This window comes from Streptomyces sp. CB03234, from assembly GCF_001905885.1.
Taxonomy (GTDB): Bacteria; Actinomycetota; Actinomycetes; order Streptomycetales; family Streptomycetaceae; genus Streptomyces.
Window position 1 is genome coordinate 672,936 of sequence record NZ_LIYH01000003.1, and the last position, 12,340, is coordinate 685,275.

The following is a 12,340-nucleotide window of genomic DNA, read 5'->3' on the forward strand; positions in this document are numbered from 1 at the left end:
CCGGGCGCCAGGCCGTCACGTCGTACGAGGGTGTACAGCCTGTCATGTGCGAGGAGTCGTGAAGCGGCCTTGCCGTCAGGCGTCCTGGCGCAGGTCGGCGAGAGCGTCCTCGACGCCACGGTGGAAGGCGGGGTAGGCGTAGATCATGTGGCGGAGCCGGTCGACGGGGACCTCGTTGTGAACGGCGACGGCCAGTCCGTAGAGCACCTCCCCGCCACTCGGCCCGGCGGCGGTGGCTCCGACAAGAACGCCCCGGTCGCTGTCCTCGACGAGCTTGATCAGGCCATGGTTGCCGGCCTTGTGGATCCAGCCGCGCGCCGAGGACGGCACCCGGGCAGTGCCCGTCCGCACCCGCAGTCCCCGCTCGCGGGCTGCGTGTCCGGACAGGCCCACGGAGCCGACCTCGGGGTCGGTGAACGTGACCCGTGGCATGGCCCGGTAGTCGGCGTCCGGTCCGGGCCGGCCGAGGATGTCGCGTACGGCGATCTCGGCCTGGTACATGGCCACGTGGGTGAACAGTCCCCGTCCGGTGAGATCACCGACACCCCACACGCCGTGTGCGGCCCGCAGCCGGCCGTCCACGTCCAGCGCGCGGGCAGCGGGATCGAGACCGATGGTCTCGAGTCCGAGTCCGCCCAGCCGGGGGCGGCGGCCGGTGGCCACGAGCAGACGCTGCCCGGTGACCTCCTCCCCGCCGTCGAGCGTGAGCCGGAACGTGTCGTCCAGGTGGCGGACGCCGGTGGCACGCACCCCGGTGCGTACGGTGATGCCTTCCTCCTGGAACACCTCTTCCAGCAGCGCGCCGGCTTCGGGTTCTTCCGCGGGCAGCAGCCGCTCCACGGCCTCCACGACGGTCACGGTGGTACCGAAGCGGGCGAACGCCTGCGCCAGTTCGACGCCGATGGCGCCGCCGCCGAGCACGAGCAGTGAGTCGGGCGGCTCCTTGGCGGAGACGGCCTGCCGGTGGGTCCAGTACGGCACATCCGCGAGGCCCGGCACCGGCGGGATCTGCGGGTCACTGCCGGTGGCAAGCACCACCCCGCGCCGGACGGTGAACCCCTGGCCGTCGGCCTCCACGCGGCCGGGGCCGGCCAGGCGGGCACGGCCGCGCACGAAGCGCCCGCCCTTGCGGGTGAACCGGTCGACGGCGACCTGGTCGTCCCAGTTGTCCGTGGCCTCGTCCCTGATCCGGGCGGCCACCGGCCCGAAGTCCGCGTGGACCTGGGCCTCGCCGGCCATGCCCGGCACCCGCCGTGCCTCGGCCAGGAGGTTCCCGGCGCGGATCATCATCTTGCTCGGGATGCACGCCCAGTACGGGCACTCCCCGCCGACCAGCTCCGCCTCCACCCCGACCACGTCCAGTCCTTCCTCGGCCAGCCGCTCGGCGGCGTGCTCACCGCCCACCCCCATCCCGATCACCACGACGTCGACTTCCTGTTCCCGGGTCATTGGGCCTCCTTGGTCAGACGTGTCCAGGGCTCGTGAGTATGCGTATCCGGGATGGCGGGGATGCTGGTGCCGCCACGTCACCGGCGTCACCCGGGCGGCCGCGCGGGGGCGGCCGCCTACTCGTTCCCTTCGATCGTGCCGGTGACGAAGGAGGGGGTTCGGTGAGCGCGCTTACAGTTCTCGCCCCGCCTGGCGGCCTACGTTCGGATCATGGTGCTCAGGATGATGCCGGCCGTGGCGCTGATCGCGGACGAGCCGGCGAGCGGACCTGGGTCCTGGCCCGGCCTGGGTAGGCGTACGCGCGGGGCCTGGCCGACAGTGCTCCACGCCGCCCTGCTGTTCCGCTCCGCCCACGCCACGCCCGCACCTTCGGGATCCGACAAAGGAGTTCCGCGTGACTCAGGAAGCCGCACGCCAGTCGAAGGCCGATCGCGACGAGGTGTTCGTGGAGTTCACCAAGTCGATCTGCCCCCTGTGCAAGACGCCGGTCGACGCGCAGGTCAACATCCGCAACGACAAGGTGTACCTGCGTAAACGGTGCCGCGAGCACGGCGAGTTCGAGTCGCTGGTCTACGGGGACGCCGAGGAGTACCTGTCCTCGGCACGGTTCAACAAGCCCGGCACGATCCCGCTCACCTTCCAGACCGAGGTACGGGACGGCTGTCCGAGCGACTGCGGGCTGTGTCCGGAGCACAAGCAGCACGCCTGCCTGGGCATCATCGAGGTCAACACCGGCTGCAACCTGGACTGTCCGATCTGCTTCGCCGACTCCGGCCACCAGCCGGACGGCTACTCCCTCACCCACGAACAGTGCGAGCGGATGCTCGACGCCTTCGTCGCCTCGGAGGGCGAGGCGGAGGTGGTGATGTTCTCCGGCGGCGAGCCCACCATCCACAGGCACATCCTCGACTTCATCGACCTCGCCCACGTCCGGCCGATCAAGAACGTCAACCTCAACACCAATGGCATCCGCCTCGCCACCGACAAGAACTTCGTGGCCGAACTCGGCAGGCGCAACCAGGTGCCGGGCAGGTCGCTGAACATCTACCTCCAGTTCGACGGCCTCGACGAACGCACCCACCTGGAGATCCGGGGCCGAGACCTGCGTACGTGCAAACAGCGGGCCCTGGACAACTGCGCCGAGCACGGGCTGACCGTCACCCTCGTCGCCGCCGTCGAGCGCGGGCTGAACGAGCACGAACTCGGGGCGATCATCGAGTACGGCATCGACCACCCCGCCGTCCGCTCCGTGGCGTTCCAGCCGGTCACCCACTCCGGCCGGCACGTCGCGTTCGACCCGCTGAACCGCCTCACCAACCCCGACGTCATCCGGCTCATCAACGAACAGCGGCCCGACTGGTTCCGCAAGGGCGACTTCTTCCCCGTCCCCTGCTGCTTCCCGACCTGCCGCTCCATCACCTATGTGCTGGTGGAAGGGGAACCGGGCGACCGCACCGTCGTCCCCATCCCGCGGCTGCTCAACGTCGAGGACCACCTCGACTACGTCACCAACCGCGTCATGCCGGACGCCCGCATCCGCGAGGCCCTGGAGAAACTCTGGTCCGCCTCCGCGTTCATGGGAACGGAGACCACCGAGGAGAAGCTGCGCGCCACGGCCGAGGCCCTGGACTGCGCGGACGCCTGCGGCATCGACCTGCCCGGGGCCGTGAAGGACCTGAACGACAAGGCGTTCATGATCGTGGTCCAGGACTTCCAGGACCCGTACACCCTCAACGTCAAGCAGCTGATGAAGTGCTGCGTCGAGGAGATCACCCCCGACGGACGCCTCATCCCCTTCTGCGCGTACAACTCCGTCGGCTACCGCGAGCAGGTCCGGGCCCAGATGTCCGGCGTCCCCGTCGCCCCCGTTGCCCCCAACGCCCTGCCGCTCGCCGGTCGCCTGATGGAGACCCCGTACGGATCGAAGACCGCGGGCACCGCAGACGAGGCAGGGGGGCTTTCGTCATGACGGGGGCGCCCAGCGGCGAGGAGTTGAAGGCGTGCTGCGCCGCCGCGTACTCCTCCGACGTCGTCGCCCTGCTCCTCGGCGACTCGTACCATCCCGGCGGCACCGCCCTGACCCGCCGTCTCGCCGACGGTCTCGGCCTCACCCCGGGGGCGCGGGTCCTCGACGTCGCCTCCGGGCGCGGCACCACCGCCCTGCTCCTCGCCGACGCCTACCGCTGCGACGTCGACGGGCTGGACTACGCCCCCGCGAACACCGCCCTCGCCCAAGGCGCCGCCCGGGCGACCGGACTCGCCGACCGTGCCCGGTTCGCCACCGGAGACGCCGAGCACCTGCCGTACCCGGACGGCGTCTTCGACGCGGTGGTGTGCGAGTGCGCGCTGTGCACCTTCCCGGACAAGGCCCGGGCCGCCTCGGAGTTCGCCCGCGTGCTGAAGCCCGGCGGCCGCCTCGGCATCACTGACGTCACCGCCGACGCCGACCGCCTGCCGCCCGAGCTCACCGGTCTCGGCGCGCGCATCGCCTGCGTCGCCGACGCCAGGCCGCTCCAGCAGTACGCCGGGATCCTGACCGCCGCCGGACTGCACACCCGGCGCACCGAGCGCCACGACAACGCCATGCTCCGCATGATCGACCAGATCGAGGCACGCCTGAACCTGCTGCGCATGACCGCACCCGCCGGGCTCACCGCCACGGGTATCGACCTCGCCGCCGCCCCGGCCGTCCTGCGGGCGGCCCGGACAGCCGTGATGGACGGCGTCCTCGGATACGGCTTGCTGGTCGCCGTACGGGACGAGCCGTGTGGACCCACCCCGGGTCCGCCACCGGTGACCCGACCCGGTGAGGGATCTACCGGCCCGTAGGTAAGCACGGTCACATACCGACGTCCCCTTCCCCCCTAGCGTCGGCCGTGAAAGCGGCAGAACACTCTCTTCGGAGGGATCATCATGACCACGGCTGCACAGGTATCCCCCAAGATCGCGGAGATCCCCGTCCACGCCCTGTGGGGCGCGGCGGCAGGGTTGGTGGGCGGTGTGGGGTTCGGCATCTGGATGTCGGTGTCCCGGCCGGTCATGGACCCGCATCACCGAACTCCTCGGCCGCCGCCTCGCGGACCTCGAACAACGCCTGTCCGACAGCGTGTTCAAGAGCGTCGCCCAGCGCATCGCCACCACCCTGCTGACCCTCACCGCCGCCCAACGCCCGGCCGGACCCCTGCGCCCCGGTACCCGCCATCCGCAGATCACCCTGACCCACGAACAGCTCGCGGCCCTCGCCGGCACCTCGCGCGAGACCGCCACCAAGGTCCTCCACGAGTTCGCCGACCGCGGTCTGCTCCGACAGGCCCGGGGCCGTATCACCGTCCTCGCCCCCGACCAGCTGCGCGACGAGGCCGGGTAACCAGAAGTCGTTGTTGACGTTGCCGCCCTCGACCTGGTGGGCAGCGGTCGCGGCGCCCCGCTGTTCACAGGAGGCTCCTTGTCGTCCGGAGTGGGCTCACGCTGTGGAGTCGGCGGCATATCGCAGCCCGTGGCCGAAGTGGTAGAGCGGATCGGTGCTCTCCTGCGGGACGTCCGGACGTCCGGCCTCGACCTCGGCCATGGAGCGGGGAAGTTGGAACGGCAGCTTGCCCTGCGGGGCGGCACGGCCGAACAGGACGTCGAGCAGCGCCCGGTCGCCGGCGCCGTAGGCGGCGACCAACACGGCGGCGCGGTCGGCGATTTCGGGGAGGACGGCGGGTCGTTCGAGGTGGATGGTGACGACGGTGGGCACGGTGTCGAGCAGTGCGAGGATCTGCTTGAGGCGGTCTCGGTCGAAGTCGAGCCTGCCGGCGTGGAAGAACGACTCGAACAGGCCCGGGCGGGGCTCGTAGGGGGTGCTCAGGCGCAGCACCGCGAGGTCGGCCTGAGCCGGGTCGGTGACGATGTCGGTGTACTCGGCGGCCACGGCGGAGTCGACGCCTTCCACGTACAGCCGGGGCCGGCCGGTCAGCGGCAGTACGCCGGCACGGTTCTCGAGCAGGGTCAGTGAGCGGCGCTGGGCATCCTCCCCGGCGGTGCGGAAGTCGGCGCGGCCGACGATCTCTTCGGCGGCGTCCGGGTCGACATAGCGGCGGTCGTCGAACAGCCCGAGGCGGAATTTCTCGGCGAGCAGGCGGGTGACGGAGGCGTCGATGCGGGATTCCGCCAGCCGTCCGTCGCGGACCAGTTCCACGATCAGCTCGGGGCATGCCTCGCCGCCGATCTGGTCGGCGCCCGCGTGCAGCACCTTCAGTGTCCGCTCCTCGGGCGTGAGGTGTTCCACGCCCCAGGCGCGGGCGGTGTGCATCTCCCCCATGATCGGGCCGTCGTTGATCAGACCCCAGTCGGTGCAGACGATGCCGTCGAAGCCCAGCTCCTCACGCAACAGCCCGGTGATGATCCCCTTGTTGAAGCCGAAGCCGACCTCTTCGTGCCCGGTGCCGACCGGCATGCCGTAATACGGCATCACCTGCGTGGCACCGGCGGCGATGGCGGCCTTGAACGGCCCCAGGTGGTAGTCGAAGAAGCCGCCCGGGTAGACCTGTTCCCTGCCGTAGGGGAAGTGCGGGTCCTCGCCGTCCTTCTGCGGGCCACCGCCGGGGAAGTGCTTGACCATCGCGGCCACGCTGTCCTGGCCGAGCTGCCCGCCCGGACCCCGCAGGCCCTCGATGTACGCGGCGGCCATGCGGGAGGTCAGGTCGGCGTCTTCACCGAACGTGCCGGAGATACGGGCCCAACGCGGTTCGGTGGCCAGGTCGATCTGCGGGTGCAGGGCCACACGCAGGCCGACGGCGACGTACTCGCGCCGCACCGTGTCGCCGTACTGGCGTGCCAGTTCGACGTCGTCAATGGCAGCCAGGCCCAGAGCCTCGGGCCACTGGGAGAAGGGGCCGGCCATCATCGCGGTGCCCGGGTTGTCGGTGAACGCGTGGCGCGGATCGGTGGACAGCGTCACCGGGATGCCCAGCCGGGTGGCGGCGGCCTGCTCCTGGAGGCGGTTGTGGAGCTCGGCCATCTCGCGTGGGGTGCCCGCGCCCAGCAGGTTGAAGTGCGACATGAGCTGGTCGGACATCATCTGCTCGGCGGTGAGGCCGACGGGTGCGGGGTTCGCTCCGATGCCTATCGCGTGGTGGAAGAGCAGCCCGGCCTTCTCTTCCAGTGTCATACGGGGCAGCAGGTCCGCCACCCTCTCGTCGACGCTGCGGCTGGGGTCCTGGTACGGGTGGGTCACTGCTGCTCCTCGGTGGTGCGGTGGGGGGCGTGGAAGGTGTGGGTGCCCGGCCCTGCCCGGGTCGGTTCGGCGCCCGGCAGGTCGACGGTGGCCTCGGTGCCCTGGGGGACGGTCACGGTGACCGTCAGCCGGCCGTCGGTCAGGCGCCACGCCACCTCGGCCCGCCCGTACGGTGTCTCGTGCGCGGCCTTGGCCCAGGTGAGGCCGCCGCCGGGGCGGGGCCGGACGAGCAGGCGGCGGTAGCCGGGGGCGGCCGGGGCGAGACCGGCGACGGTGCGGTGCAGCCAGTCGGCGATCGCGCCGAGCGCGTAGTGGTTGAAGGAGGTCATCTCTCCGGGGTTGACGCTGCCGTCGGGCAGCAGGCTGTCCCAGCGCTCCCAGATCGTGGTGGCCCCCATGTCCACCTGGTAGAGCCACGACGGGCAGGAGCGCTCCAGCAGCAACCGGTACGCGGTGTCGGCGTGGCCGGTGGCGGTGAGCGCGTCACACACCAACGGGGTGCCGAGGAACCCGGTGCCGATCCGGTGCCCACGCTCGGCCACGAGAGCGGCCAACCGGTTCCCGGCCTCGGCTCGCTCGGCGCCGTCCTGGAGCAGGCCGAAGCCAAGGGCGAGGGCGTAGGCGGTCTGGGTCTCCTCCGTGAGGTGGCCGCCACGGGTGTGGAAGCGGGCGCGGAAGGCTTGCCGTACGGCATCGGAGAGTGCGTGGTAGTGCTCGGCGTCGTCCTTCTTTCCCAGGACGTCGGCGGTGCGGGCCAGCAGGCGGGACGAGTGCGCGAAGTAGGCGGTCGCGACGAGTGGGGAGGAGGTCGTCGCCCCGCCGGGGTCGTCGGGGGACGCGGTGGGATCGAGCCAGTCGCCGAACTGGAAGCCCTCGCCCCACACGTGGGTGGGGCCGGCGATCCGGTCGACGGCGTCGACCCAGGCGCGCATGGAGGGGTACTGGCTGCGCAGCACCTCGGTGTCGCCGTACCGCTCGTACAGGACCCACGGGACGATGACGGCGGCGTCGCACCAGCCGGCCATCGGGGGGTTGCCGGGAGGCATGGGTACAGGGATGTTCAAGGGGATGGCGGGGCTGATCACCGGGGGGATGCCGTCGGGGTCCTCGCTCTGGTCGGCGGCGAGGTCGCGCAGCCAGGAGCGCAGGAAGTCCTGGGTGTCGTAGAGGAACGTGGCGGTGGGGGCGAAGACCTGGATGTCGCCGCTCCAGCCGAGGCGTTCGTCGCGCTGGGGGCAGTCGGTGGGGACGTCCTGGAAGTTGCCCCGCATCCCCCACACCACGTTCTCGTGCAGCCGGTTCAGCGACGGATCGGAGGACTCGAACCAACCGGTCCGGCTCAGGTCGCTGTGCAGGACCACAGCGGTGACGTCACCGGGGGCGAGTTCGCCGGGCCAGTTGTCGATCTCGGCGTAGCGGAAGCCGTGGAAGGTGAAGCGGGGCTCCCACTGCTCGCCGTCGGCGTCGCCGCGCAACGTGTAGCGGTCGGTGGCCGTGGCGCCGCGCAGCGGACGTACGCACAGCTCGCCGTCCTCGCCCAGCACCTCGGCATGCCGCAGCGTCACGGTGCGGCCCGCCTCGCCACGGACGCGGATGCGGAGTCTGCCGACCAGGTTCTGGCCGAAGTCCACGAGGGTGCGCCCGGTGGGCGAGGTGGTGACGGCCACCGGGGCGAGGCACTCGATGCGCCGTACCGGAGGGCTGTCGGCCGGGAACAGCACCGAGGTGTCGAAGTCCACCACACGCACCGGATGCCAGTGCGTGTCGTCGAAGCCCGGTTCGCTCCAGCCGGGCAGCTCACGGCGGGCGTCGTATGCCTCCCCCTCGTACAGGCCGGCGGCGGTGACCGGACCGGCCGCCGCGCGCCAGCCCGGACCGGTCGTGACCGTCTGGACGCTGCCGTCGGCGTACTCGATCCGCAGCTCGGCGAGCAGTCCGGTGTGCGGTCCGTAGATGTCGCGGTTGCCGCCGTTGAAGCCGAGCAGGCCCCGGTACCAGCCGTCCGCCAGGTGCGCGCCCCAGGCGTTGGGACCGGGGCGCAGCATCCGGGTCACGTCGAACGACTGGTAGCGGTGGCGGTGGCGGTAGCTGGTCCAGCCCGGCGCCAGGACGTGGTCACCGACCACGGCGCCGTTGAGATGCGTCTCGTACACCCCCAGGGCGGTGACCCTCAGCTCCGCCTGCCTCACCTGGCCGCTCACGGTGAACACCTCACGCAGCAGCGTGGCCGGGCGGCCCGACGTACCCGGTGGATCTTCCGGCCAGGCGTGGGTGATGACCTGAGCGGTCCAGGTGTGTGGCATGTCTGCCTTTCTCGGTGTCGGGGGGAGGCCGTGCGGGCGAGGGCCGTTCAGACGGCGGGGGCGGCGTCGGTTTCCGCCGGGTCCCGCAGTGGGGGAATGAACAGCGAGATGGCGAGAGTCAGCGCGGTGAGCAGCGCTCCCGTCCAGAAGAGCCAGGCGTAGCCGCCGTCCTGGTAGAAGGCGGTGCCGTCCACGACGGTGCTGTGGGTCGCGAGGGCGGCGAACGAGAGGGCGGTGACGATGGCGCCGAAGAAGTTGATGCCCATGTTGAGCATGCCGCTGCCCAGCCCCTGCTCGTCCTTGGACACCACGCCGACGACCAGCGCAGGAGCTCCCGCGACGACGAGGCCGGAGCCGAGGTTGGCCAGGCAGGAGGTGAGGATGAGTTCGGTCTCATCGGCGTGGAAGAAACCCACCAGGCCGTAGCCGACCGCCATCAGAGCCAGCCCCGCCCACCAGATCAGCCGGGCGTCGACGGTGCGCAGGAGGCGGCTGGCGACGATTCCGGTACCGAACATCACCACGTTCCAGGTCACGCTGACGACGGCGTTGTGCTGTGCGGTCCACCCGAGACCGGCGGAGACGCCGGGGATGTGGGGGTAGAGGGCGAGCAGGATCGCCATGCCCGGCATGGTGTACGCGACGGCCTGAGCGAGTCCGCCGCTGACGAGGACCAGCGCGACCGGGCGCCGGCTGAGTACCTTCAGGTCCAGGATCGGGTGGGCACTGGAGCGCTCCACGAAGAAGAAGACGACCAGTGCGGCCAGGCCGGCGGCGAGCCAGCCGAGCGTTTTGGCGTCGGCCCAGCCCCAGCTCTGCCCCTGGCCGACCGCGTAGACGACCGCGGTCAGACCTCCGCCGAGGACCAGACCACCGAGCCAGTCGAAGCCGGGCCGGAAGTCGTGCCGTGGGGTCTGGGGCACCAGGAGGGCGATCAGCGCGAAGCCGACGGCGGAGGCCGCGGCGAGGAACCACATCACGCCCTTGTAGCCCCAGCCGTCGACCAGCCAGCCGGCGAGGAACGGCGCAGCCAGGGCGACCAGGCCGACGCTGCTGCCCAGGATGGCGCTGGCCGGCTTCACCAGCCGGGCGGGGAAGGTGTCCCGCACGGCGGGGAAGGCCAGGGCGGCGAACGGGCCGTAACAGCCGGCGACGGCCCGTCCGAGCAGAAGGAGCCAGAAACTGCCCGCCATCGCGGCGATGACGTCTCCGACGACTCCCAAGCCGGTCATCACGAGCATGAGCCGTTTCTTGCCGTAGCGGTCACCCAGTTTCATCACGAACGGCGTCAGCAGCGTCGAGACGAGGACGACGGTCAGACCGAACCAGGCCACGTGGGTGGTATGGAAACTCTGTGCCACATCGGCGGTCGCATTGGCGCCGAGGATGCCGGCGGCGGCCAGGAGCTGCGTCGGCCAGATGAGCGCGAGGAGTACGGCGACCAGGCGCGGGGTCCATCTCGCGGTGTCGTCGGACGAAGCTGCGTCGAGCGAGGGGCTGGCAGACGTCGGTGTCATGAAGCCGCTCCTTTCGCGAACAGGGAAGGTCGGGTTCGTGCCTGGAACGGCAGGCAGGCCGTCAGCCAGGGCTCGTATCCGGCCACAGGCGCGAAACGTTCCCTCGCTTTCGGATGATGATGAGACCAATACTTAGTGCGCGCTAGGCATTGGAAGAGTGACGCACATCACACGGCTGGGGGGTGGAGTGCCCCGTGCGGTGCGGCAGCGACACTCCCGTGGGGACCGGCCACGGCGCTCGGTACGGTGGTACGCATGGGGACACCACGCGGGCCGCGCGGCGGCTACACAACAGGGCTGGCCAGGCGCAACCAGATCCTCGAGGCCGCGCTGCTGCGCTTCGGCCAGGATGGTTATCGCAAGACCTCACTGGCCCGCATCGCCCGCGACGCCGACATCACCGACGCCGGGCTGCTCCACCACTTCCGCGACAAGCAGCAGCTACTGCTGGCCGTGGTGCAGTACTGGCACGAGCGGCTCGACGAGCAATGGGTACGCGTGCCCGACTCCGTCCGGGACGCCTTCCGCTGCCACCTGGAAGACACCGCCGAAGCACTGAACATGCCGGGGATCCTCGAACTCGCCGTCGTGATCGGTGCCGAAGCCACGGCACCGGACCACCCCGCGCACGAGTTCTTCTCCCAGTGGCAGGAAAAGGGCGTACGCGAACTCGCGGACCGCCTGCGCGCCGGCGCCGAGTCCGGTGAACTCAAAGCGGGACTGGACCACGAGAACATCGCCCGGGAGTGCGCGGCACTCGACGCCGGACTACGGCTCCAGTGGCTGGCCGGCGGGCGCTCATTCGATCTGATCGCAGTGATGCGCTCACATCTGGACCGCCTGATGAGCACGATCTCGGCCGACGGCGAGGGGCTGTAGCGCCCAGACGGAACCGGGGTACGCGGCTACTTCCACCGGAGCGCGCTGAAGACGGCCGGCTACCGGCCCGCCTGCGGTCCGCGGGCAGTCGTCGAGGTCGCCGGCGACGATGACGGTGAACGGCCCACAGGTGCTTGCCCTGCTTCACCAGGAAATCAGCCATGCCGTCCGCCGTCCTGGTCCGGGACTTCGGCGACTCCACTCGCCCCAGAACGGAAAATGAATCAAGTGTCCAGGAATCCGGCCCTTTCCAACCTGGAAGGCATCGTTCGACGTGTCCCTCTGGACGGGAAGTCGAGCCGGTACACCGACACCTGACGCGGTACGCGTCGATATGCCGTCGCATGTGACGGATCGGATCCGGGTGTCACATAAATGCCATTCGCCAGGAAAGGCTGGCATTTATCGGTCACTGACCTCCACCATCTGCGGCATCTGAAGCAGCATGATTCCGTCAAATTTCCCCCGACTACAAGGGATTTCACATGCGCATATCGTTCACGGCCAAGGCCGCCGTGGCCGCCGCCCTGGCCGCCGCCTCCCTGACCATCGCCGCCCCGGCCAACGCCGGTCAGCAGACGGTGCTCAGCGAGGTCAAGTGCACCACTGACAAGGACCAGCTGCAGTTCACCAAGTTCATGGGCTGGAGCCGCTGTTTCAAGGGCGTTGGCGACCTCGACGTGCAGCCGACGTTCAACACCGAGGCCAACTGGGTGAGCACCGGCAACCACTCGGGCTGGTTCAGCTACGAGCCCACCCCGGGTGACGTGAAGGTTCAGCACTTCGGCAAGTACCAGTCCCTGACGGGCCAGTTCTACCCGCTCCGGCACATCCACGTGGACGGTTGAGCCGGCTGATCCATCAGCGATGACCCGCCGGAGGTAGCCCGCCGGCTCGTCCTCGTCGCCGTCCCGGACGGCGACGAGGACGACTGGGATGCCGGGGGCGCGCCGTCGTCGAACGCGGTCGGCGCG

General features: G+C 70.3%; 9 protein-coding genes. 5 read left to right on the forward strand and 4 right to left on the reverse strand.

Annotated elements, in window-relative coordinates; all coding sequences use genetic code 11:
• Positions 1-75 precede the first annotated feature (75 nt).
• Entirely contained in the window at positions 76-1,449 is a 1,374-nt protein-coding gene (locus tag AMK26_RS16150; RefSeq protein ID WP_073755319.1) for a dihydrolipoyl dehydrogenase family protein, read from the reverse strand.
• Positions 1,450-1,843: 394 nt separating this feature from the next.
• Here AMK26_RS16150 and AMK26_RS16155 point away from each other — a divergent pair, with 394 nt between their 5' ends.
• The 3 genes from AMK26_RS16155 to AMK26_RS16165 all read left to right on the forward strand — a co-directional run bounded on the left by AMK26_RS16155 (position 1,844) and on the right by AMK26_RS16165 (position 4,816).
• A complete protein-coding gene (locus tag AMK26_RS16155) occupies positions 1,844-3,418 on the forward strand; it encodes a radical SAM protein (RefSeq protein WP_073755320.1) in 1,575 nt (524 codons plus the stop codon).
• Entirely contained in the window at positions 3,415-4,278 is an 864-nt protein-coding gene (locus AMK26_RS16160; RefSeq protein ID WP_073755321.1) for a class I SAM-dependent methyltransferase, read from the forward strand. The genes AMK26_RS16155 and AMK26_RS16160 overlap by 4 nt, the downstream gene beginning before the upstream one ends.
• Positions 4,279-4,555: 277 nt before the next feature.
• Entirely contained in the window at positions 4,556-4,816 is a 261-nt protein-coding gene (locus AMK26_RS16165) for a helix-turn-helix domain-containing protein (RefSeq protein ID WP_241837919.1), read from the forward strand.
• 96 nt (positions 4,817-4,912) lie between these two features.
• Here the strand turns inward: AMK26_RS16165 and AMK26_RS16170 are convergent, their stop codons facing one another.
• From AMK26_RS16170 to AMK26_RS16180, 3 genes are read right to left on the reverse strand one after another with little or no spacing between them, the layout of a single operon-like run.
• Positions 4,913-6,667 (reverse strand): glycoside hydrolase family 3 protein, encoded by a 1,755-nt coding sequence (locus AMK26_RS16170; protein WP_073755322.1) that lies wholly within the window; start codon positions 6,665-6,667, stop codon positions 4,913-4,915.
• On the reverse strand, positions 6,664-8,970 hold the full coding sequence (locus tag AMK26_RS16175) for a glycoside hydrolase family 78 protein (protein ID WP_073755323.1): 2,307 nt from the start codon (positions 8,968-8,970) through the stop codon (positions 6,664-6,666). The genes AMK26_RS16170 and AMK26_RS16175 overlap by 4 nt, the downstream gene beginning before the upstream one ends.
• Before the next feature lie 47 nt (positions 8,971-9,017).
• On the reverse strand, positions 9,018-10,487 hold the full coding sequence (locus tag AMK26_RS16180; protein ID WP_073755324.1) for an MFS transporter: 1,470 nt from the start codon (positions 10,485-10,487) through the stop codon (positions 9,018-9,020).
• Positions 10,488-10,742: 255 nt separating this feature from the next.
• Between AMK26_RS16180 and AMK26_RS16185 the strand changes: the two genes are divergently transcribed.
• Both AMK26_RS16185 and AMK26_RS16190 read left to right on the forward strand, forming a co-directional pair.
• Positions 10,743-11,366, forward strand: a complete 624-nt coding sequence (locus AMK26_RS16185) for a TetR/AcrR family transcriptional regulator (protein WP_073755325.1) — start codon at positions 10,743-10,745, stop codon at positions 11,364-11,366.
• A gap of 485 nt (positions 11,367-11,851) precedes the next feature.
• Entirely contained in the window at positions 11,852-12,214 is a 363-nt protein-coding gene (locus tag AMK26_RS16190; protein WP_073755326.1) for a hypothetical protein, read from the forward strand.
• The last annotated feature ends 126 nt before the right edge of the window (positions 12,215-12,340 follow it).